General features: G+C 71.6%; 19 protein-coding genes. 6 read left to right on the top strand and 13 right to left on the bottom strand.

The annotated features are described in order from the left end of the window. Positions 1–143: 143 nt before the first annotated feature. Both NLX94_RS09775 and NLX94_RS09770 read left to right on the top strand, forming a co-directional pair. Positions 144–557 (top strand): VOC family protein, encoded by a 414-nt coding sequence (locus tag NLX94_RS09775; RefSeq protein ID WP_254382219.1) that lies wholly within the window; start codon positions 144–146, stop codon positions 555–557. Positions 558–565: 8 nt separating this feature from the next. Next, entirely contained in the window at positions 566–1,927 is a 1,362-nt protein-coding gene (locus NLX94_RS09770) for an FAD-binding oxidoreductase (RefSeq protein ID WP_254382218.1), read from the top strand. A 71-nt stretch (positions 1,928–1,998) separates the two neighbouring features. On the opposite strand, the gene NLX94_RS09765 is transcribed toward NLX94_RS09770, so the two are convergent. Continuing rightward, positions 1,999–2,853, bottom strand: a complete 855-nt coding sequence (locus NLX94_RS09765) for an NAD(P)H-binding protein (RefSeq protein ID WP_254382217.1) — start codon at positions 2,851–2,853, stop codon at positions 1,999–2,001. Between the two features lie 25 nt (positions 2,854–2,878). Continuing rightward, positions 2,879–4,114 (bottom strand): acyltransferase, encoded by a 1,236-nt coding sequence (locus tag NLX94_RS09760; protein WP_254382216.1) that lies wholly within the window; start codon positions 4,112–4,114, stop codon positions 2,879–2,881. 262 nt (positions 4,115–4,376) lie between these two features. Here NLX94_RS09760 and NLX94_RS09755 point away from each other — a divergent pair, with 262 nt between their 5' ends. Then, the gene (locus NLX94_RS09755) at positions 4,377–5,156 is read left to right on the top strand and encodes an alpha/beta fold hydrolase (protein WP_254382215.1); all 780 of its coding nucleotides are present in this window, start codon (positions 4,377–4,379) and stop codon (positions 5,154–5,156) included. Between the two features lie 142 nt (positions 5,157–5,298). After that, the gene (locus NLX94_RS09750) at positions 5,299–6,750 is read left to right on the top strand and encodes an MFS transporter (protein ID WP_254382214.1); all 1,452 of its coding nucleotides are present in this window, start codon (positions 5,299–5,301) and stop codon (positions 6,748–6,750) included. Positions 6,751–6,904: 154 nt separating this feature from the next. Here the strand turns inward: NLX94_RS09750 and aroC are convergent, their stop codons facing one another. The 5 genes from aroC to NLX94_RS09725 are packed head-to-tail and all read right to left on the bottom strand — an operon-like array spanning position 6,905 to position 13,483. Continuing rightward, positions 6,905–8,089, bottom strand: a complete 1,185-nt coding sequence (gene aroC / locus NLX94_RS09745; protein ID WP_254382213.1) for a chorismate synthase — start codon at positions 8,087–8,089, stop codon at positions 6,905–6,907. After that, complete coding sequence (locus tag NLX94_RS09740) at positions 8,086–9,276, bottom strand: 3-hydroxybenzoate 6-monooxygenase (protein WP_254382212.1); 1,191 nt, start codon at positions 9,274–9,276, stop codon at positions 8,086–8,088. Before NLX94_RS09740 ends, aroC begins: the two co-directional genes overlap by 4 nt. 42 nt (positions 9,277–9,318) lie before the next feature. Next, positions 9,319–10,602, bottom strand: coding sequence for a 3-phosphoshikimate 1-carboxyvinyltransferase (aroA, locus tag NLX94_RS09735; RefSeq protein ID WP_254382211.1), 1,284 nt, complete (start codon positions 10,600–10,602; stop codon positions 9,319–9,321). After that, complete coding sequence (tkt, locus tag NLX94_RS09730) at positions 10,599–12,728, bottom strand: transketolase (protein ID WP_254382210.1); 2,130 nt, start codon at positions 12,726–12,728, stop codon at positions 10,599–10,601. Before tkt ends, aroA begins: the two co-directional genes overlap by 4 nt. A gap of 53 nt (positions 12,729–12,781) precedes the next feature. Then, positions 12,782–13,483, bottom strand: a complete 702-nt coding sequence (locus NLX94_RS09725) for an SDR family NAD(P)-dependent oxidoreductase (RefSeq protein WP_254382209.1) — start codon at positions 13,481–13,483, stop codon at positions 12,782–12,784. A 222-nt stretch (positions 13,484–13,705) separates the two neighbouring features. Between NLX94_RS09725 and NLX94_RS09720 the strand changes: the two genes are divergently transcribed. Continuing rightward, positions 13,706–14,203: an AtaL-like protein gene (locus NLX94_RS09720; RefSeq protein WP_254382208.1), complete on the top strand. Its 498-nt coding sequence runs from the start codon at positions 13,706–13,708 to the stop codon at positions 14,201–14,203. A 62-nt stretch (positions 14,204–14,265) separates the two neighbouring features. Here the strand turns inward: NLX94_RS09720 and NLX94_RS09715 are convergent, their stop codons facing one another. Genes NLX94_RS09715 through NLX94_RS09695 form a run of 5 tightly spaced genes read right to left on the bottom strand, consistent with a single transcriptional unit; the run spans position 14,266 to position 19,158 of the window. Then, on the bottom strand, positions 14,266–14,589 hold the full coding sequence (locus NLX94_RS09715; protein ID WP_254382207.1) for a hypothetical protein: 324 nt from the start codon (positions 14,587–14,589) through the stop codon (positions 14,266–14,268). Then, positions 14,586–16,469: an anthranilate synthase family protein gene (locus NLX94_RS09710; protein ID WP_254382206.1), complete on the bottom strand. Its 1,884-nt coding sequence runs from the start codon at positions 16,467–16,469 to the stop codon at positions 14,586–14,588. Before NLX94_RS09710 ends, NLX94_RS09715 begins: the two co-directional genes overlap by 4 nt. Next, on the bottom strand, positions 16,466–17,140 hold the full coding sequence (locus NLX94_RS09705) for an isochorismatase family protein (protein ID WP_254382205.1): 675 nt from the start codon (positions 17,138–17,140) through the stop codon (positions 16,466–16,468). Before NLX94_RS09705 ends, NLX94_RS09710 begins: the two co-directional genes overlap by 4 nt. Positions 17,141–17,192: 52 nt before the next feature. Continuing rightward, on the bottom strand, positions 17,193–17,963 hold the full coding sequence (locus NLX94_RS09700; protein ID WP_254382204.1) for a 2,3-dihydro-2,3-dihydroxybenzoate dehydrogenase: 771 nt from the start codon (positions 17,961–17,963) through the stop codon (positions 17,193–17,195). A gap of 28 nt (positions 17,964–17,991) precedes the next feature. After that, the gene (locus NLX94_RS09695; RefSeq protein WP_254382203.1) at positions 17,992–19,158 is read right to left on the bottom strand and encodes a 3-deoxy-7-phosphoheptulonate synthase; all 1,167 of its coding nucleotides are present in this window, start codon (positions 19,156–19,158) and stop codon (positions 17,992–17,994) included. Positions 19,159–19,362: 204 nt separating this feature from the next. Between NLX94_RS09695 and NLX94_RS09690 the strand changes: the two genes are divergently transcribed. Further along, on the top strand, positions 19,363–20,388 hold the full coding sequence (locus NLX94_RS09690; protein ID WP_254382202.1) for a transaldolase family protein: 1,026 nt from the start codon (positions 19,363–19,365) through the stop codon (positions 20,386–20,388). On the opposite strand, the gene pabB is transcribed toward NLX94_RS09690, so the two are convergent. Next, positions 20,315–22,462: an aminodeoxychorismate synthase component I gene (gene pabB / locus NLX94_RS09685; RefSeq protein WP_254382201.1), complete on the bottom strand. Its 2,148-nt coding sequence runs from the start codon at positions 22,460–22,462 to the stop codon at positions 20,315–20,317. The genes NLX94_RS09690 and pabB overlap by 74 nt on opposite strands. Positions 22,463–22,468: the final 6 nt, after the last annotated feature.

Raw genomic sequence — 22,468 nt, 5'->3', positions numbered from 1 at the left:
CATCCGGGGCCGACCCTCACGCTCCACGCGACCCCGAGCCCGTCCGTCCCTGACCCCGCGCCCCCGGCGCGGGGTCAGGGCGTTTCCCGCTCCCGACCCCCTCTGCGCCTTACCCCCTACCCCCGACCGAAGGCAGCTCCACCGTGGCCATCCGGCTCAACCACACCATCCTCACCGCCCACGACCGCGACGCCACCGCCGCGTTCCTGATCGACATCCTGGGACTCCAACCGAGCCGCCGCTACGGGCCGTTCCTGGTGCTCCAGCTCTCGAACGACATTTCCCTCGACGTCCTCGGCAGCGAGCACGCGATCGGGGGCGCCGGCCTCGGCGCCGACGGCACGGTCACCCCGCAGCACTACGCCTTCCTCGTGGACGACCCCGAGTTCGACGCGATCCTCGCCCGGATCAAGGACCGCGGGCTGCCCTTCTGGGGCGACCCCTTCCACCGCCACGCCGGGGTCACCAACACCTGGTACGGAGGCCGCGGCGTCTACATCGACGACCCGAACGGCCACAGCATCGAAGTCATGACCGCCCCTTACGAACTGGACTGACCATGCCCATGCAGACAGCACCCACCTCACTCGCAGCACCGGTCTTCCTCCCGGGGGACGAGGGCTACGACGAGGAGCGGCTCGGCTACAACCTGGCCCTCGACCACCGGCCCGCCCTCATCGTCCGCGCCCGGGACACCGCCGACGTCCAGGAAGCGGTCCGGTACGCGGCCGGGGCGGGGCTGGGCGTCGCCGTACAGGCCACCGGCCACGGCATCTCCCGTTCCGCCGAAGGCCAGTTGATGATCAGCACCCGGCGGATGACGGGAGTACGGGTCGACCCCGAGCGCCGCACCGCGACCGTCGCGGCCGGCACCGTGTGGCAGGACGTCCTCGCCGCGACGGCCCCGCACGGCCTGGCGCCCCTGAACGGCTCCAACCCCGGTGTCGGCGCGGTCGGTTACACCGTCGGCGGCGGCATGGGACTGCTCGGCCGCCGCTACGGATACGCGGCCGACCACGTCCGCAGCCTGGACGTGGTCACCGCCGACGGCCGGCTCCGTACGGCCACCCCCGAGCTGGAGCCGGACCTGTTCTGGGCCCTGCGGGGCGGCAAGGGCAACTTCGGCGTGGTCGTCTCCATGGAGATCGACCTCTTCCCCGTTTCCGAGCTCTACGGCGGCGGCCTCTACTTCGGGGCGGACCACGCCGCCGCGGCCCTGCGCACCTGGGCCGAGTGGACACGGACGGTCCCCGAGGAGATGTCCTCCTCCATGCAGCTGATCCGCTACCCCGACCTGCCGGTGCTCCCCGAGGCGATGCGCGGCCAGTACGTCGCCCACATCCGGATCGCCTGGTCCGGGGAGCTCGCCGAGGGCGAGCGCCTGGTGCAGCCGCTGCGCGAGGTCGGCCCGGTCCTCCAGGACACCGTCACCAAGATGCCCTACCTGGAAGTCGGCTCCATCCACCACGAGCCGCCGTTCCCGGTGGCGGCGTACGACCGCAACACGGCGCTGCGCGAGCTGCCGCCCGTGGCCGTCGAGACCCTGCTCGAGCTGGCGGGTCCGCAGGCGGACGCCCCGTACTTCGTCGAGATCCGCCACCACGGAGGCGCCTACGCCCGCCCGCCGCGCACCGAGAACGCGGTCGCGGGCCGGGACGCCGGCTTCATGCTCTTCTCCACCTCGATCATGGAGCCCGGCCGGCTGCCGGCCATCCGCACGGCCCACGACCTGCTGCACGGCACCATGGAGCCGTGGAGCACGGGCGGGGCGTTCGTGAACTTCTTCGGCATCGACGACACCGTCGCCGACCGGGTCCGCTCCGCCTACACCGCCTCCGGCCACACCCGGCTGGCCGCGCTCAAGGCCGCGTACGACCCGGCGAACCTGTTCCGGGTGAACTACAACATCGAGCCGACCGCGCACTGAGCACGGAAAAGGCGGAGGGGGGACGGACCATCCGGTCCGTCCCCCCTCCGCCGTTCCCCCGCCGCTCAGCCTCAGGCGGTGAACTCCTTGGCGTGGTCGGCCGCCCACTCGGCGAACGTCAGCGCCGGGCGGCCGGTGATCTTCTCCACGTTGTCCGACAGGTGCGTCGGGACGCCGTCGGAGGCGGACCAGTAGCCGAAGACCGCGTCGGCGACCCAGGCCGGGACGATCTCGCCGAGGTCCACGCGCGCCTGCTCCTCGGTGCGCTCCTCGAACTCCAGCTCCTTGCCGACGACCTCGGCGATGATCTCCAGCTGACGGCGCTGCGTCACCGACTCGGGGCCGCTGAGGAAGTAGGCCTGGCCCTCGTGGCCCGGCTCGGTCAGGGCCTTCACGGCGACCGCCGCGATGTCCTTCTCGTGGATCGCGTCACTGTGCGACTCGGGGTACGGGAAGCGCACCTTCTGCTCGCCCCGGATGCTCTCGGGCCAGCCCCACATCAGGATGTTGGAGGCGAAGTTGTGCGGGCGCAGGAAGGTGTACGCGATGCCGGACTCGACGATCGCCGCCTCCACCGCGCGGTGCATCTCGGTGATCGGCTCCTGGCCGGGGAAGGCCTCGGTGACCGTCTGGGACGACAGCAGCACGATGTGCTTGACCCCGGCCTGCTGGGCGGCCGCCAGGAACTCGCCGACACCCTGCGGAACGGCGTACAGGAAGACCTTCTCCACGCCTTCGAGGGCGGCGGGCAGCGTCTCGGGCCGGCCGAGGTCGGCCTCGACGACCTCTACGTGCTCCGGGGCGCCGATCTTCGCGGGGTTGCGGGCGCCGCCACGGACCGGGATGCCCGCCCCGATCAGCTGCGACAGGACCTCACGGCCCACCCGGCCGGTGGCCCCGGTGACCAGAATCTGCGTGCTGGACATGTTGCTCCTTGATGTCGGGGGGTGCTCAGGCACCGGTGGAAACTCGGTCGGAGGTCTGGCGGGCGCGCTTCGACTTGGCGAACTTGCGGGTCAGCGGCCGCTCCACCCCGGCGTAGAGGGCCCAGGAGAGGACGACGGTGATGCCCGCGGCGGCGGCGAGCAGCAGGCTCGTGGTCAGCGCCGAGTAGGTCTCGGTGCCGAGCAGCTTGCGCCCGTAGGCCAGCACCACGAAGTGCAGCAGGTAGAAGGCGAAGGAGATCTCGCCGAGCCAGAGCATGGTGCGGTTGCGGAAGATGCTGAACCGGTTCTCCACGTCCGCGGTGGCGGCGGCGGCGATCAGCAGGACCACGGGGATGATGCAGGTGGCGCGCTGCCCGTACAGGTACGGGACGTACGCGGTCAGGACGTAGCCGGCGACGAGCAGCAGCCCCGACCAGACCATGCCGATGTTCTTCCAGCGGCCGCGCTGCACGGCGTGTGCGACGAGCATGCCGAGCGCGAAGTCGACCATGCGGACCGGCGGCAGCACGTAGGTGACCCAGTACTGGATCACGGAGCTGGCCTCGCCGCCGGGGATGCCGGGGGCGTCGGACAGGAGCGCGTAGGCGAGCGCCGGGGTGGCGATGACCAGCGCGATGGCGCCGGCGATCCAGTACTTGAGGTGGCTGTCGCGGATCTTCTTGAAGAAGTTGTTCAGCATCGGGAAGGCGGCGTAGAAGACCGCCTCCGCACCGAGCGACCAGCTGGGCGGGTTGACGCTGAAGTAGGTGTTGAACTCCGGCGACCACACCTGGACCATCAGCAGGTTGGCGATCGAGGTGCCGACCGGGGTGTAGGCGGAGGCGAAGAGCACCATGCCCAGCACCCAGGCGACCACGTAGTTCGGGTAGATCTTCACGAACCGGCGGCGCCAGAACGCCCGCGCGGTGTCCTTCTGACGGGCGGACCAGCTCAGCACGAAACCGCTGAGCACGAAGAAGAAGGTGACGCCGAGGCCGCCCATCTGCCCGGCGGTCTTGTAGAAGTCCATGACGTCCGCGTCTTCGCCGAGGAACCGCAGGGCGGGGATCGGCAGGGCCGCGTGGTAGAGGAACACCAGCAGTGCGGCGGGGAATCGGAGTCCGGTCAGTGAGGGAAGCCTGCTCTGGCCGCGCTCCGGGTTCGTGTCCCGGTCGGGACGCGTGCCCCGGTCGTTCCGCGCGGTGGGAGCCTCGACGGTGCCGTCCGTCGGTCCTTCCGCGATCATCTGGCCGTGAGCCATGAAATAACCGTCCTTGGAAATGGATTAGTCGCGGTTTCCTTTATCGATCAGTCGCTGATTAGACTGCCTGCGACGGACTCCCGGCACGGCCGGTGCCATAATCTGTCAGCTGCGGGCACCGTCTGCGGCGACCTGACAGATTGACCGGACGAAACTCCCGTCCCCCCTTTCCCTCCCCTTAGATTCCCGAAGGCGTTGCCCATCTCTTGGCGATGGCGGAGCGCATCGTGAAACTGGCAATGACGCTGCAAAGGGGAGAAACATGCCCATCGTGTCCGCAGGTGACGCCCGCGTGGACTACCAGGTCCGCGGATCCGGCACCGGTCTGCTCTTCGTCCACGGCACCGGCTTCGGCGCCCAGGGAACCTGGGGCCACCTCGCCGACGAGTTCGCCGCGAGCCGCACCGTGCTCCTGCCGGACCTCTCCGGCTGCGGTGCCACCGAGGACGACGGCACCGAGCTGACCGTGGAGCAGCTCGCCGCCCAGGTGATCGGCGTGATCGAGGAGGCCGGTAACGGCCCGGTCGACCTGGTCGGCTTCTCCCTCGGCGCGGTCATCTCCGCGACCGTCGCCGCCACCCGCCCGGACCTGGTCCGCCGCCTGGTCCTCACGGCCGGCTGGGCCGCCCCCGAGGACGAGTACATGCGCAACCTGATGAGCGTGTGGCGTTCGCTGGAGGACAAGCCGGACACGTTCGGCCGCTTCGGCACCCTGACCGCCTTCAGCCGCTCCTTCCTCAACGGCATCGGCCGGGAGCAGCTCGAGGGCATCATCGCCGGCAACCAGCCGAGCGAGGGCGCGCTGCGCCACATCGACCTCAACCTGACCGTGGACATCCGGCCCCTGCTGCCGAAGATCGAGGCCGAGACCCTGGTCATCGGCTGCACCCTGGACGCCACGGTCCCCGTGGAGAACTCCCGGGAACTGCACGCCGCCATCAAGAACAGCTCGTACGCCGAGCTGGAGAGCGGCCACGTGGTGGTCTACGAGAAGCCCGCCGAATTCGTCAAGCTGGTTCAGGACTTCATCCACCAGTCCTGAAAAGCGCTCGAACCCCTTTTACCCCTGAATTCTTCACCCCCTGATTCCCACTCGACCAAATGGCGGGGCCGGTCACGACCGACCCCGCCCTTTGCATGGGCCCACCAGCCCATTCAGCCGATGGAAACGAAAGGATCCCCCCATGTCACCGGGCACTTCTTCGGGAACTTCCCGTCGCCCCGCTCTCGTCCTGGCGCTCCTCGCGCTGGCCCAGCTCATCACCTCGCTCGACTACAACATCGTCTACGTCGCCCTGCCCGAGATCGGCGAGAGCCTCGAGTTCTCCGCCCAGACGCTCCAGTGGGTCGTCAGCGCCTACGCCGTGATCTACGGCGGCTTCCTGCTGCTCGGCGGCCGCGCCTCCGACCTCCTCGGCCGCCGCCGCATGTTCGTCTTCGGCCTCTCCCTCTACGGCATCGGCTCGCTCCTCGGCGGCCTCGCCGGCACCTCGGAACTCCTGGTCGCCGCCCGTGCGGTGCAGGGTCTGGGCGGCGCCTTCCTCTTCCCCGCCACCCTCTCCCTGGTCATCACCTCGTTCAGCGAGGGCCGCGACCGCAACCGGGCCCTGGCGGTCTGGGCGGGCGCCGGGGCCAGCGGCATGGTCCTCGGCTCCCTGCTCGGCGGGGTCCTGACCCAGGCCTTCGGCTGGGAGTCGGTCTTCTACGTCAACGTCCCGCTGGCGCTCGTCGCCATCGCCGGGGCCTACGTGCTGATCGCCCCGGACGGCAAGCGCGCCGCCGGCCGCTCCTTCGACGTACCGGGCGCGCTGACCGGCACCGCCGGCGCCACCCTCGTGGTCTTCGCCCTGGTCCAGGGACCGGAGTCCGGCTGGGCCTCGGCCCCCGTGCTCGGTGCGGCCGCGGCCGCCCTGGTGCTGCTCACCGTCTTCGTGCGGGTCGAGTCGCGCAGCGCCGAACCGCTGCTGCCGCTGCGGCTGTTCCGCAACCGCAACCTCTCCGCGGGTGTGGCCACCACCTTCATGTTCATGGCGACCTTCGGCTCGCTGCTGTACTTCCAGACCATCTACTTCCAGGGCGTGCACGGCTACAGCGCGCTCCAGACCGGTCTGGCCTTCCTGGTCCCGATGGTCGCGGGTCTGGTCGGCTCCACCGTCGGCGGCAAGCTCGCCACCCGCTTCGGCACCCGCAACACCATCCTGGGCTCCCTGGCCGTGGGCGCCGTGGGCACCCTGCTGCTCGCGCTCGCGATGGACCCGTCGGCCTCGTACCTCGCCCTGGTGCCCGGCCTGATCGTGCTCAGCCTCGGCCAGGGCGCGCTCTACACCAGCATGTTCGCCGCGTCCTCGTCCGGCGTGGACCCGATGGAGCAGGGCATCGCCTCCGGCATCGTCTCCACCGGCCAGCAGGTCGGCGGCGCCGTGGGCCTGGCGCTCCTGGTCGCCGTCGCCAACGCGACCACCGGCGAGGAGGTCACCGCTGCGGCGACGACGGACGGTCTGCGCACCGCCGTGCTGATCGCGGCCGCCGCCATGGCCGTCTCGATCCTGATCGCGCTCAACTTCCGTCGCGCCGACCAGGATGCGACGGGTACGCCGGCCGGGGACGAGAAGCCCCTGCAGTCGGTCTCCGCCTGAGCCCCGGGGCGCTCAGCCCCTGTCCGTACGACCGTGGCCGGTCCTCCTTCGGGTGGACCGGCCACGGGCGTACGGCAGTCACAGCAGTCACAGCAACGGGCGGTGGGGGCACGGATTTCCGTGCCCCCACCGCCCGTTGCCGTTTCGGTCCGGCTCAGCCGATCTGCAGGTTCTCGAGGTAGGAGCGGACGTTGCGGCGGGTCTCCGTGACGGAGTCGCCGCCGAACTTCTCGACCACGGCGTCGGCCAGCACCAGGGCCACCATCGCCTCCGCGACGATGCCCGCGGCGGGCACCGCACAGACGTCGGAGCGCTGGTGGTGCGCGACAGCGGCCTCGCCGGTGGCGACGTCCACGGTGGCGAGGGCCTTCGGGACGGTCGCGATCGGCTTCATCGCGGCCCGTACGCGCAGGAGTTCGCCGGTGGTCAGGCCGCCCTCGGTGCCGCCGGAGCGGCCGGAGGTCCGCTTGAGGCCCTCGGGGGTGGAGACGATCTCGTCGTGGGCCTGCGAGCCCGGCACACGGGCCAGGTCGAAGCCGTCGCCGACCTCGACGCCCTTGATCGCCTGGATGCCCATCAGCGCCGCCGCGAGGCGCGCGTCCAGACGCCGGTCCCAGTGCACGTGCGAGCCGAGACCGACCGGCACCCCGTACGCCAGGACCTCCACGACACCACCGAGGGTGTCGCCGTCCTTGTGGGCCTGATCGATCTCCGCGACCATCTGCTTCGACGCGTCCGCATCCAGGCAGCGCACCGGATCGGCGTCCAGCTTCTCCACATCGGCCGGGGTCGGGTACACCCCGTACGGGGCCTTGGCCGCCGCCAGCTCCACCACGTGGGAAACGATCTCGATCCCGGCGACCTCCTTGATGAAGGACCGGGCCACAGCACCGAGCGCCACACGCGCAGCCGTCTCACGCGCGCTCGCGCGCTCCAGGATCGGCCGGGCCTCCGAGAAGCCGTACTTCTGCATCCCCGCCAGGTCCGCGTGACCCGGGCGGGGCCGGGTCAGGGCGGCATTGCGGCCCGTCTCCTTGAGGAGGGAGGGGTCCACCGGGTCGGCCGACATCACGGTCTCCCACTTGGGCCACTCACTGTTGCCGATCATCACGGCGACCGGGCCGCCCTGGGACAGGCCGTGGCGGACACCGCCGAGGAAGGTGATCTCGTCCTGCTCGAACTTCATCCGGGCACCGCGGCCGTAGCCGAGCCGGCGCCGGGCCAGGTGGTCGGCCACCAGCGCGGTGGTGACCGGGACGCCGGCGGGAAGGCCCTCCAGCGTCGCCACCAGAGCCGGGCCGTGCGATTCCCCGGCCGTCAGCCAACGCAACCTGCTCAATTTCCGTCTCCCCATGCGAAGTCGTAGGCGCCGTGCAACCAGGCCGCCTTGTCGTACATGTCCTCGTCGGACAGCGCGGCCAGCATCGCGTTGCGCTCCACCCGCGCCTCCCCGGCCGCGTGGTACAGCACGCGGCCCATCTCCCGCGCCACCAGCTGCACCCGGGCCGTACGCTCCCGGCGGGCCGCGCTGTACTTCTCCAGACGCTGGACGAAGTCCTCCTCGGGCCCGTCCAGCAGGACCGCCAGCAGGACCGCGTCCTCGAGGGCCTGGCAGGCACCCTGCGCCGCGTACTGCAGCATCGGGTGCGCGGCGTCGCCGAGGAGCGCGACCCGGCCCTCGGTCCAGCGGTCCACGGGGTCGCGGTCGCACAGCACCCAGGACTTCCAGTCCCGCCCCAGTTCCAGCACCCGGCGGGCCGGGCCGGGCAGTCCGGGGAAGCGGCTCAGCACGTCGTCGTGCTCGGCCGGTACCCCGGCGAGGGCCTCCGCGGCGCCGTCGTCCTGGGTCACGGCCAGATTGAAGTGGCTGCCCCCGGTGATCGGATAGTGCACGAGGTGCCACTTCGGGCCCGCCCACAGGACCACGGAGTTCCCCCGCAGCTCCTCGGGGACCTCCTCCATGGGGATCACCGAGCGGTAGATGGTGTGGCCGGACAGGCGCGGGGGCCCGTCCGCGACCAGCTGCCGGCGGACCGCGGAGTGCAGGCCGTCGGCGCCGATGAGCGCGGAGCCGGTGACCCGCCCGCCATCGGCGAGGACCGCCGTCACCCCGCCCGCCCACTGCTCGTACGCGACGACGTGGCGCCGGCCGAGCAGGCGGATGCCGGGGTGCCGGCGGGCGGCCTCCAGGAGCGGCAGGTAGAGGTCCACCCGGTGCACCACAGCGTACGGGTTGCCGAAGCGGGCCCGGTACTTCTCCGTCACCGGAAGGGCGGTCACCTGCTCGCCGGTGGTGCCGTCCATGAACCGCAGGGCGTCGATGACGACGGCCCGTTCGCGGACCTCGCGGCCCACTCCGAGCAGGTCGAGCGCGTGGAAGGCGTTCGGGCCGAGCTGGATGCCGGCGCCGACCTCCGTGAAGACGTCCCTGCGCTCCAGGACCGTGACCTGGTGGCCGCGTTTCGCGAGTCCGAGTGCCGCAGCGAGTCCACCGATGCCACCACCGGCGATGAGTATGTCGGCCATGGGTGTCTCACCTTCCCTTTCCTGAATCAGTGACCGGAGGAATCAGTGACGGGCGGCGCTCGTCGCAGGCGCACCGCGCGTGCCGGCCGGGAAGAGCCGCTCCAGCTCGGCGTGGAAGCCGGGGAAGGTCTTGCCGACGCAGGACGGGTCGTCCAGCGTGATGCCGGGGACGCGCAGTCCGAGCACCGAGAACGCCATCGCGATCCGGTGGTCGCGGCGGCAGGCGATCCGGGCGCCCGTGGGGCGGCCCGGATGGACGGTGAGCCGGTCCGGACCGGATTCGGTGCGGATCCCGCAGGCCCGCAGGTTCTCCTCGACCGCGGCGATCCGGTCGGACTCCTTGAGCCGCGCGTGCCCGATCCCGCGCACCGTGATGGGCGCGTCGGCGAGCGGGGCCACCGCGGCCAGGGTCATGAAGGTGTCGGAGATGTCGCCCATGTCGATGTCGAAGCCGCCGCGCAGCCGGCCGGTGCCGGTGACGGTCGTCGCCCGGTCGGTGATCTCCACGCGGGCGCCCGCCCGGGCCAGGACCCGGACGAAGTCCAGGTCGCCCTGGACGCTGCCCGTGCCGAGGCCCGGCACGGTGATGCTGCGCCCCGTGACGGCGGCCGCGGCGAAGACGTACGAAGCGGTGGAGGCGTCGGGCTCGATGTCCAGCTCCGCGGCCCGGTAGCCGCCGGGCAGCACCTGGATCGTCCCGTCGCCGAACTCGTCGGCGTACGCGCCGAAGTGCCGCATCAGTGCCTGGGTCATGGTGATGTAGGGCCGGCTGACCAGCCCCGCACCCCGTACGACCAGCGGCTGCCGCATCAGCGGACCGGCCATCAGCAGGCCGGTGAGGTACTGGCTGCTGAGCGAGGCGTCCACGGTCAGCTCGCCGCCGGCCAGACCCCGGGCGGCGACCGTCAGCGGCAGTCCGCCGACCGGTTCGGTCACCCGGGCGTCCGCGCCGAGCAGGGCCAGCGCGTCGGCCAGCGGCCGCAGCGGCCGGGCCCGCAGCTGCTCGGTCCCGTCGAAGCCGAACTCGCCCTCGCCGGCCGCCGCGAAGGGCGGCAGGAACCGGGCCGCCGTACCCGCGTCCTCGCACCACACGGCGGCGGTGCCGTGCGGGGCGCCGCCCGTTCCGGTCACCTTCCAGACGCCGTCCTCGGCGGTGTCGATGCGCACTCCGAGCCCGGTCAGGGCCTCCCGGAAGGCGACCGTGTCCTCGCTGACCAGCGGAGCGCGCAGCAGCGAGACCCCGTCGGCTGCGGCGGCCAGCAGCAGCGCCCGGTTGGTGATGCTCTTGGAGCCCGGGATCCGGGCGGTCCGTACCGGCTCGCTCACCGCGTGCCCCGCTGCGTCGCGACGCGGGCCAGGCTGGCCCGGGCGGTGGCGGCCACGTTGCCGGCGGTGAAGCCGTGGCGCTCGTACAGCGCGGTGTACGGGGCGCTGGCGCCGAACTGGTCGAGTCCCACCGGGATCCCGGCGTCGCCGAGGAGCTGGTACCAGCCGAGGGCGGAGCCCGCCTCGACCGAGACCCGGGCCCGCACGGAGCTCGGCAGCACCTGCTCGCGGTACTCGGGGGTCTGCTCCTGGAACCATTCCAGGCACGGCATCGACACGACCCGGGTGGCGATGCCCTCGCCCTCCAGGAGGGCGCGGGCGTCCAGCGCGATGTGCACCTCGCTGCCCGTGGCGATCAGCACCACCTGGGGGGCTCCGCCGGAGGCCTCGGCCAGGACGTAGCCGCCCCGTGCGGTGCCCTCGGCCGATTCCACACCGGAGGCGGCGGAGCGGTCGAGGACCGGCAGGTTCTGCCGGGACAGGCACAGGCCCGCCGGGCGGTCGTCCTTCTCCAGTACGGTGCGCCAGGCGACGGCCGTCTCGTTGGCGTCGGCCGGGCGTACGACGTCGAGGCCCGGGATGCCGCGCAGCCCCCACAGGTGCTCGACGGGCTGGTGGGTGGGGCCGTCCTCGCCGAGCCCGATGGAGTCGTGGGTCCAGACGTAGGTCACGGGCAGCTTCATCATCGCGGCGAGGCGGACGGCGGGGCGCATGTAGTCGGAGAAGACCAGGAAGGTGCCGCCGTAGGGCCGGGTCCCGCCGTGCAGGGCGATCCCGTTGAGGACGGCGCCCATGGCGTGCTCGCGGATCCCGAAGTGCAGGGTCCGGCCGTACTCGTGGCCGGGGAAGGCCTCGGTCGCCCGGTCGGCGGGCACGAAGGAGGGCTCGCCCTTCATGGTGGTGAGGTTGGATTCGGCGAGGTCGGCGGAGCCGCCCCACAGCTCGGGCAGGGTCGCGGCGAGCGCGCTCAGCACCTCGCCCGAAGCCTTGCGGGTGGCGACCTGGGCGCCCGCCTCGAAGACGGGCAGCGCCTGCGTCCACCCCGCGGGCAGTTCGCGCACGCTGATCCGGTCGTACGCGGCCGCCCGCTCGGGGGCGGCGGCGCGCCAGTCCGCGTACTGCTTGGCCCAGGCCTCCACGTCGGCGCGGGCCCGCAGGCCGACCTGCCGGGCGTGCGCGAGCACCTCGGCCGGTACGTCGAAGGAGCGCAGCGGGTCCAGGCCCATGGCCTCCTTGGTGGCCGCGGCCTCGGCCGCGCCGAGCGCCGAGCCGTGGATCTTTCCGCTGTTCTGCTTGCCCGGCGAGGGCCAGCCGATGATGGTGCGCAGCGCGACGAGCGAGGGCCGTCCGGTCTCCTCACGGGCGGCCGACAGGGCGTCGTGCAGGGCCTCCATGTCTTCCACGTAGGACCCGGTCACGGTCCAGTCGACCTGCTGGACGTGCCAGCCGTAGCTGCGGAAGCGCGCGGGCACGTCCTCGGAGACCGCGATCTGTGTGTCGTCCTCGATGGAGATGCGGTTGTCGTCCCAGAGCGCGACCAGGTTGCCGAGGCGCTGATGGCCCGCGAGGGAACCGGCCTCGTGGCTGATGCCCTCCTCCAGGTCGCCGTCGGAGACGAACGCCCAGACGGTGTGGTCGAAGACGCTCTCGCCCGGGGCGGCGTCCGGATCGAACAGGCCGCGCTCGCGGCGGGCCGCCATCGCCATCCCGACCGCGTTGCCCAGGCCCTGGCCGAGCGGGCCGGTGGTGGTCTCGACGCCGGGGGTGTGCCCGTACTCGGGGTGGGCCGGGGTCAGACTGCCCTCGGTGCGCAGCGCCTTGAGGTCGTCGAGCTCCAGGCCGTAGCCGGACAGGTAGAGCTGCGTGTACAGGGTCAGGCTGGAGTGCCCGCAGGAGAGTACGAAGCGGTCGCGGCCGGCCCACTGGGGGTCGGCCGGGTTGTGCCGCAGCAGCTTCTGGAACAGCAGGTAGGCGGCCGGCGCCAGGCTCATCGCGGTGCCCGGGTGGCCGTGGCCCGCCGCCTCCACGGCATCGATCGCCAGGGCGCGGGCGGTGTCGACCGCGCGCCGGTCCAGGTCGCTCCACTCGAAGGTACGGAGGGATCTGTGCGCGGGGCTGCTCGTCACGGTGCTCGGGACTCCTCTGCTCGGCCGGGCCGCGGGGCTCGACTGGGTACTGGTCACACGCTGGTCTTGCGGTCGAGTACGAGGTCGTGCCCGACGATGTACGCGGCCGAGTCGGAGGCCAGCCAGACGACGGTCTCGGCGATCTCCTCGGCGCTGCCCCCCCGGCCGAGCGGGCAGGGGCTGATGGCGTTGATGCGGATGGCCTTGGGGAAGTACTCCTTGGCCGCGGTCCGGGTGAGGGCGCTGACCGCGGCCGTCGACGCGGCGTACGCGCCGAGGCCCGGGAGCATGCCCTGGGCTCCGATGTTGCTGGCCGTGTTGACGATGACCCCGCCGCCGGACCGCTCCATGTGGGCGATCTCGTGCTTCATGGACAGCCAGACGCCGGTCAGGTTGGCCGTCAGGCTCTGCGCCCAGGTGGCCTCGCTGATGTCGGCGACGCTCTGGTGCGGGCCCAGTTCCGTGGTGTTGTTGAAGGCCACGTGCAGTGCCCCGTGGCGGCGCACGGTCTCGGAGACGATGTGGGCGGCGCCGACGTCGGCGCCCTCCGTGGGGTCCGAGACCTCGGCGACCACGCTGTCGGCCTGCCCGCCCTCGTCGCGGATCAGCTTGACCGTGGCGTCGAGGGTCTCCGGGTGGCGGCCGGCGACCACGACCAGGGCGCCGAGCCGGGCGAAGGCCACCGCCGCTGCCCGGCCGATGCCTTCGCCACCTCCGGTCACGAGGACGACCCGGCCGTCGAACCGTTCAGACATCAGTGTTCTCCTGATTCTCCGCAGGGACTCCGAGAAAGCGCCGAATCGCGCCGCGCGCATTCGACCAGCGGCCACCTTGCAAGGAAATGGGCCTCGCTGGGCAGTGCGTTCCGGGCACTTCGTCAGGTCCTGGATCCATCTGACGGACTGCCCCGACGCCCTTTGACACCCCCGCCCGGCCAGCGGAGGCTGCACGCCGGTAAGCGGAGGAAAGGAAGATCAATGCTGACGCTTTCGTGGACCCGTCCGGTCGTGGACACGGCTCAGGAGGGTCGTGGCTCTCCCACCCGGGAGAACCTGTGGCAGGCCCTGCTGCACAAGGCGGAGCATCCGATGGACTACGTGCCCGCCATCGTGGAGTGCCGGATCCACGAGCGGTACCCGGACGGACTCCTCCGGGAGATCCGGCGCGGGGAGCACACGTTCCTCCAGCGGGTCACCGCCCACAAGAGCGCCGGGCTCATCGTCTACCGGCACCTGGACCACACCGACATCGCGGAGATACGCAACGAGATCGGCCGGGACGAAGAGGGCCGGCTCACCCTCACGCTGAGCATCACCCTGAGCGGGGCCAGGACGGACGTGGTCCTCGACCAGAACCCGTACCTGCGGGACCTGGACAGCGATTTCCACGGCACGCTGGACGCCATGACGGCCGTGCTGCGCCAGGTCTCGACGGAGGCCTCGACAGCTGTGGGGGCCGTGACCGCGCTGACGTGAACGGCCCCTCACGTCCCGGACGGGTCGTGAGGGGCCGCTCCGTGCCCGGATCAGGTCCGTGCTCAGATCAGGCCGGGGCCCGGCAGTGCGGGCAGCGTGTGGACGCCCTCGACCGTGGCCTCGACGTCGAACACCGCGTACTGCACCGGCGCCCGCCCGATGAGCTCCGCGGCCCGCGGGGCGAGCGGCCGGGCCGCCGCCTCCGCGGACTCCCACAGCAGCACCGCTCCCCAGCGCTCGGTCTGCGGATCCGCGATCCAGAACTTCAGCCGCAGGCCCTCGACCGATGCGAACCGGTCGACCGCCTCGTCCCGCAGGTACGACCTCAGCGACTCGATGCTGTGCCCCGAGCCGGCCAGGTCCCACCAGGCCACCGTCGCCTTCATACGAGCTGCTCCTGCAGCAGGCCCGCCAGGGCCTCGGCGACGATGCGGACACCGTCCTCCGTGAGCACGGACTCGGCGTGGAACTGCATCGACCGGAAGCCGGGCCCGCGCAGCGCGTGCACCTCGCCGGTCTCCGCCTCCCGGCACACCTGCACCGTGCCGACGCCGGACACCTCGACGGTGTCCGAGGCGCTCTGCGCCGCGAAGGTGTTGTAGAAGCCGACGCGCTCGCGCCGCCCGAACAGGTCGATCTCCCGCTGCACCCCCTGGTTGGGCTGCTCCCTGCGCCGCAGGCCGAAGCCGAGCTTCGTGCTGAGCACCTGGTGGCTGAGGCAGACGGCGAGGAACGGCCGCCGCTCCGCGAGGAGGGTGTCGACCGCCCCCCGCAGGTGCGCGATCTTCGGGTGGTCCACCTCCCGCGGGTCGCCCGGTCCCGGGCCCATGACGACGAGGTCGTACGGGGCGAAGTCGTAGGGCTCGTCGAAGCGGCAGACCGTGACCTGCGCGTCGATGGCGCGCAGCTGGTGCGCGATCATCGCGGTGAAGGTGTCCTCCGCGTCGACCACCAGCACCTTGCGGCCCGCGAGCAGCGGAACCGGCCGGGCGCGGTCGGCCTCGTCGTCCAGCCAGAAGCCGGCGATGGTGTCGTTGCGTCGGCTGAGCGCCGCCCGCACCTCGGGGTGGTCGCCGAAGCGGCTCGGTCCGGGCTCCTCGAAGACGGCCAGCAGACCGGAGGCCTTGGCGCGGGTCTCGGCGACCTCGGACAGCGGGTCGGAGTGCCGGACGAGGGTGGCACCGACGCCGATCCGCATCCGCCCGCCGTCCTCGATGTCGGCGGTCCGGATGAGGATCGCCGAGTCCAGGGTGCGCTCGCTGTTCCCGTCCTGGCCGATGAGGGCGAGGACGCCGCTGTAGTAACCGCGGCCCTGCGGCTCGTACTTCTTGATGACCCGGCCCGCGCTCTCCAGCGGGGACCCGGTGACCGTCGGCGCGAACAGGGTCTCGTGGAGGATCTCGCGCGGGTCGCGGGAGGTACGGCCCTCGATGAAGTACTCGGTGTGCGCGAGCCGGGCCATCTCCTTCAGGTAGGGCCCGACGACCCGGCCGCCCGCATCGCAGATCCGGGCCATCATCTTGAGTTCCTCGTCGACGACCATGTACAGCTCGTCGGCCTCCTTGCGGTCGGCGAGGAAGTCCATGACGCCGCGGAGATCGGGGCCCGAGTCGGGGAAGCGGTAGGTGCCGCTGATGGGGTTCATCACGGCCAGGCCGCCCGCCACGCTCATGTGGCGCTCGGGAGAGGCGCCGACGAGCGTGCGGTCGCCGGTGTGCACGACGAACGTCCAGTACGCGCCGGTCTCCTGCTCCAGCAGCCGGCGGAAGATCCGCAGGGCCGCGCCGACGGAGTACTCGCTGATGTCGGCCACGAAGGAGCGCTTCAGCACGAAGTTGGCGCCCTCGCCGGTGCCGATCTCGTCCGCGATGACACGGCGCACCGTTTCGGCGTACGTGTCGTCGTCGATGTCGAAGTCGCCGCCGGGCACGAGGCGGACCGGTGCGTCGGGGATCTGCCGCAGCACGGCGTCGAGCGGCACCTGCGTCTGCTCGTCGATCACCATGGCGAGCAGCGGGGTGCCGTCGTCCGGCGCCTCGAACCCGCGCTCGGCGAGCTGCCGGTACGGGATCAGGGTGAGCACGTCCTGACGCGCGCCACCCCCCTCCACGACCTCGCCGAGCGGTACGTCGGCCAGTGTCGCGGCCTCGGTGAACGAGCCGAGGAACAGGTCGAGCCGGTCGCCGGGCGTGGTCTCCGGGCGGCGGATCAGTGCGAAGGCCGGCGGCCGCTCGCCCAGGATCCGGCCCAGCTGGTCCGCGGTCATGCCGGAACCCCTTCCGCGTACGCGCCCACCCGGTCCGGGAGGGCCGTGAGGAGCTCCTTCGTGGTGGTCAGGGCGGCGCACCGGCCGGCCGCGTACTCCAGCGTCATCCGGTGCTCCTCCCAGCTGAAGTCGGCGATGGCATCGGCGACCAGGAAGGGCTGGATGTCGTGGGTGAACGCGTCCACCGCCGTCATCAGGACGCCCACGTGGGCGTAGACGCCGCAGATGATCAGCTGGTCGCGGCCTTCGGCGCGCATCCGCTCCAGCAGATCGGTCTTGAAGAATGCGCTGTAGCGCCACTTGGTGAGCATCCAGTCCCCGGGGGCCGGCGCCACCTGGTCCACGACCTGGCGGTGTTCGGGGCTCGGGCGCATGCCCGGGCCCCAGAAGTCGGCGAGCAGGCCGCGCTCGGCGGGCGTCATGCCGCCGGGCTGCGCCGTGTAGGCGACCGGAATGCCGAGCTGCGCCGCGCGTTCGCGCAGCTCCCCGGCGTTGCGGGACAGGTCCACGACGGGCTGTTCGCCGGCGGGGAAGGCGGTCAGGAAGTACTTCTGCAGGTCGTGCACGAGCAGCACGGCACGGTCCGGGTCGACCTCCCAGTCCACGGTGGTGGCGGGCAGGTCGGCTGCCGAGGGCATCGGATAGGGGCTGATAGCAGGGATCCCTGCCATGCGTTTCTCCCTCTCGTTCTCGTTGACGTTCGGATGACTGGTCGCAGCGGTCTCAGACACCCAGCGCCGCACCGCCGTCCACGGTGAGGTCGTGCATCGTGATGTGCGCGGCCTTGTCGGAGAGCAGGAAGACGACCGCCTCGGCGACGTCCTCGGGGCGGGCGATCTTGCCCAGCGGGATGCCCACGCGGTACGAGCCGGGCACCCCGTCGATGGAGGCCTTCGAGCTGCTCTCGTCCTGCCACATCGAGGTGAGCATCGGCGTGTCCGTGGATCCCGGCGCCACGATGTTCGCGCGGATCCCGAACTTGGCGACTTCCAGGCCCAGACACTTGGTGAACATGGTCGCGGCCGCCTTCGAAGCGGCGTACGCGGCCATCTCCGTACGGGCGGTGCCCGCGGAGTTGGAGGCGATCGTGACGATCGCACCGCATCCGCGCGGCACCATGCGGTTGACGACGGCGCGCGAGACGAGGAACACGCCCGTGGTGTTGACCGCGAACGTCAGGCTCCACTCCTCGTCGGTGAGGGCGCGGGCCTCGGCGAGCCGCAGTACTCCGGCGGCGTTGACGAGGAAGTCGAGCGGCCCCACGAGCGCCTCCACGTCGTCCACCAGCGCCTCGACCTCAGCGCTGGAGGTGACGTCGACGGGGAACGTCTCGACGCGGCCTCCTTCCTCGATGACCGACTTCGCCAGGTCGCGCAGCCGGGTCGCATCCATGTCGACCGCGGCCACCCGGACACCCTGGGCGGCCAGCGTGCGGACGATGGCCGCGCCTATGCCGCCGGCCGCTCCGGTGACGAGAGCGATTTTTCCTTCCATGGCGGGAACGCCCCTCTGTATTTCAGCCTCAGCCGCGCCAGGCGGACACGACTTCGACGGCCTGGTCGGAATTGAGGCGCGGGTCGCAGAACGAGGTGTACTTCTCGCCCAGCTCACTGACGTGGTATTCGTCCCGGACGCATTCGCGCACGGCGTCGGGAGTGGTCTCCAGGTGAAGTCCGGCCGCCACTCCGCCGTTGTCGACGACGGCCGCCTGGAATTCCTCGACCTCGCGCACGACGGACGTGAGGAAACGGGTCTTGTAGCCGCCGGCGCTGACGGTGTTCCCGTGCATCGGGTCGCACATCCAGAGCACGGGGTGCCCGGCCTCGCGGACCGCGCGGACCAGGGCCGGCAGCTTCTCGGCGGCCGTGCCCACACCCATCCGGGAGATCAGCGTCAGCCGGCCCGGCTCGCGCAGCGGGTCGAGGCGGCCGCACAGTTCGACCAGCTCGGCGGGGGTCATCTTCGGGCCGACCTTGGTGGCGACCGGGTTGGAGATGGACGCGAACAGCTCGACGTGGGCGCCGTCCAGCTCGCGCGTGCGCTCGCCCATCCAGGGCCAGTGCGTCGAGGTGAGCAGCACCGAGCCGTCGGGCTGGGTGCGCAGCATCGGGATCTCGTAGTCCAGCAGCAGGGCCTCGTGGCTGGTCCACACCGGGGCCTCGGCCGCGGACGGCCGCTGCTCACCGTGCCAGCCCAGGTACCGCATGGCGTTCGCGGCCGCGCGGTAGCCGGAGACCAGCCGCCGCGGGTCGGGCCGGCGCAGTTCGGGGTCGGGCTCCGGGCTGTTGACCATGTGGCCGCGGTACACGGCGAGTTCGACGCCCTGGACGGTCTCGGTGTTGTTGGACCGGGGCTTGCCGAACTGGCCCGCGAGCCGGCCCACGCGCAGGACGGGCTTGAGCGAGCGCGTCTTCATGACGCCGGCCAGCACGTCGAGGAGCGCGGCCTTGCGCGCCACGTATCCGGGGGTGCACTCGGCGAAGTCCTCCGCGCAGTCCCCGCTCTGGACGATCTGCACTTCGCCCCGCGAGGCGGCGGCCAGCAGTGTCCGGAGGGCCTCGACGTCCTCCGCGCGCACCAGTGCCGCCGAGTCCTCTATTTCGGCCCTCGCATTCACCAGGGCGTCTTCGTCGGGCCAAACGGGCTGCTGGCCCGCCGGCGATGATTTCAAGCGCGCGACACCGTACATGTGGCACCTCCCGGTACTGAACCTGCCGTGACATCGGATGCAGCGAGAAGACTGCAAAGAAAAAATTGCGCCAACCACCACGGGTTCACCGATTCGTCAGGTGGAGGCACATTCGGTCACGTCGGGAAGCCGGTGTTCCGCTCCACCTGACACAGAGCCAGCTGGTCGCCGGTGGCACATGACGTGCACACCTAAGCTCGGAACGTGGTGAGCCAAGAAGCGCAAGACCTGCTGAAACAACTGGTGTCCGAAGGCGTCTCGCCCTGGCTGAGTGCGCGCGGCCCCGAAGAATTCGAGACGAGCGTCCGGCATCCGGTCCTGGGCACCCACTTCCACAACGCCCTGGCTCCCGCGGGCAGTTCCCTCACACTGCTCCGACGGGGCTGCGACCTGCTGCGGCCCGTGTTCGAGGCGACCGAAGGCGCCGTCGGACACGTCTCCGTGCCGGTGTCCCCCCTGAGGGCCCATGACGCACACGCGTTCCGGTCGGCGGCCCGGGCACTGCACCGTCAACTGGCGCGCCCCAACCTGCTCGTACGGATTCCCGCGACCCCGGCGGGACTGGAGGCGCTGGCCGACTGCCTGGCCGAGGGCATCGGGGTGCACGCCTCGCTGGTCTTCTCGGCCGAGCGGTACGCCGAGGTGCTCGACGCCTACGTCGACGGGCTGGAGCGCTCGCTCGCGGACGGCCGGTCGCTGGGCGAGGTCTCGATGGTGGCCTCGTTCCCGGTGGGGCTGTTCGACGCGGAGATCGAGTCCCGGCTGGACGGGCTGGGGGTCGACCCGGGCGACGAGGTCCGGGGCGCGGCGGGTCTGGCCGTCGCCCGCGCGATGTACCGGCTCCGCGAGCAGCGGCTGTCCGGGGACTGGTGGCGGGTGCTGCGGGCCAACGGCGCCCCGCAGCCAAGGCTGTTGTGGACCGCAGGGGGCACCGACGTGGGCGCGCTCATCGGATGGAACACGGCGCTCGCGCTGTCGGTGGACACCCTGGAGGCGGCCGCGCGCAGGCCGGCCCTGAGCGGGGACACCCTGCTCGGGAGGGAGGGCGAGGCGAGCGCTCCGCTGGCCGCCCTGGAGCGGATCGGCATCCCCTCGGCCCGGGTCGCGGCCGTGCTGGAGACGGCGGAACTCACCCGTCTCCAGCACGACTGGAACCTCAGGACGAGATCGTCTGCCGCTGCCTCTCCGGGAAGCGGGCCTGCGTCATCGCCAGAAACGGAGCAGCCTTGACCGCCGTCTCCTCGTACTCCGCGTCCGGGTCGGACAGGGCCACCACGGCCCCGCCGACTCCGTACCGGACCCGGTCCGGGGTCACCGTCGCGGTACGGATCACGATGCTCAGGTCCGCGGCTCCGGAGAGCGAGAAGTAGCCGATGGCTCCGGAGTACACCCCGCGCGGGCCCGCCTCCAGGCGGTCGATGATCTGCATCGTGCGGATCTTGGGAGCCCCGGTCATCGAGCCGCCGGGGAAGGCGGCGCGCACGCAGTCCACCGCCGTCAGCTCGGGCCGCATCTGCGCCCGTACGGTGCTCACCAGCTGATGGACCGTGGCATAGCGCTCGACCCGGAAGAGGTCCTCGGCCTCGACCGATCCCGGTACCGCGCAGCGGCCGAGGTCGTTGCGGACCAGGTCGACGATCATCAGGTTCTCCGAGCGGTCCTTCTCGTCGCTCAGCAGGTCCGCCCGCAGGGCGGCGTCCTCCTCGGGGGTGGCACCGCGCGGGCGGGTGCCCTTGATGGGCGAGGACTCCATCAGCCCGTCACGGGAGACCCGCAGGAACCGCTCGGGCGAGCTGCTGAGCACGGACAGCTCACCGAACTGGAGCAGGGCCGCGAAGGGCGCCGGGCTGGTGCGCCGCATCGAGCGGTACGCGGCCCAGGGGTCGACGGTGGTGTCGGACTCCGCCATGTTGGTCAGGCAGACCTCGTAGCTCTCCCCGGCGGTGATCTCCTCCAGGCAGGAGTCGATCAGCCCGAGGTAGGCGCGGCGGTCGTGGCGCAGCCGGATCTCCCCGCCCTGGCCGGCCGGGCGGGGCGCCGGCAGCCGCAGGCCCGAGAGGTGCGAGAGGCGCTGCGCGGTCCCGGTCAGCCAGCGCTGGGCCTCGGTGTCGTCCCCCTCGGCGAGCGCGAGGAGGTGGGTGGTGTTCGTGACGTGGTCGAAGACCAGGGCCCGGTCGGCGAAGACCATGGTGGCGTCGGCCACGGGCGAGCGGTGCACGAGGTCGCCGCCGCACTCGGCCTTCAGCTCGTAGCCGAGGTAGCCGACCCAGCCGAGGGCGAAGTCGAAGGGCAGCTCTTCGGCTCCGGTGGGCAGCTCGGTGCGGATCGAGCGCAGGTCCCGGTTGATCCACTCCATGAAGGGGCCCGCGACGAGTCCGCCGTCGCCGCCCCGCGACTCCACGCGGACGACCCTGCTCCACACGTCGGCGGTGGCCACGCGGGCGAGCGGTCCGGTGGCGTCGCCCATGACGGAGAACCGGCCGCGCTCGGCTCCGGGCAGGCTGCTGTCCAGCCAGTAGGCGTGGTCGTTGCCCCGGAAGAGCCGGTCGTAGACGGCCTCGGGGTCCCAGGCCGTGGGCACGCGGCGGGTGAGGAGCCTGAGTTCACGCGTCGGCACGGGCTCGGACGGCGGAGCCGGTGCGGGCGCGGGCTCGGGCTCGGGTGCGGGCTCGGGCTCGGGCTCGGGTGCGCGTACGGGCGAGGGCGCGGCCGGCACGCGGTGGATGGCGTGCGCCCTGCTCAACCGGGCGAAGTTCGCGAGCAGTTCGGTGCCGTACTCACTGCAGATCGATTCGGGGTGGAACTGCACCCCCCACATCGGGCGCGTACGGTGCCGCAGCCCCATCAGGATGCCGTCCGGAGTCCATGCGGTCGCCTCCAGCTCGCCGGGGAGGTCAGTCACGGCGAGGGAGTGGTACCGCACCACTTCCATGGGCGAGGGCAGCCCGGCGAACAGGTCCGTTCCGTCGTGCAGGACGGGCGAGGTGCGCCCGTGCCGCGGCTGCGGCGCGCGGTCCACGTGGGCGCCGTGCATCAGGCCGATCCCCTGGTGGCCGAGGCAGATCCCCAGAAGCGGAAGGTCGGTCCGCTCGATGATCCCGGCGCAGATACCGAAGTCGGCGGCCCGCCCCGGGGTCCCCGGACCCGGCGAGACGACGATGTTGTCGAAGGAGGCGAGGTGCGCCGCCTTCCAGTGCGGGTCGTCATTGCGGACGACTTCCGGCTCCCTGCCATTCACCTCGGTCAGTAGGTGGAACAGGTTGTACGTAAAAGAGTCGTAGTTGTCGATAAGCAGCGTACGCACGATGAC

Source organism: Streptomyces sp. TBY4, assembly GCF_024213195.1.
GTDB lineage: Bacteria > Actinomycetota > Actinomycetes > Streptomycetales > Streptomycetaceae > Streptomyces.
The sequence above is the reverse complement of the archived record's forward strand: the minus strand, read 5'-3'. Positions and strand labels throughout refer to the sequence as shown.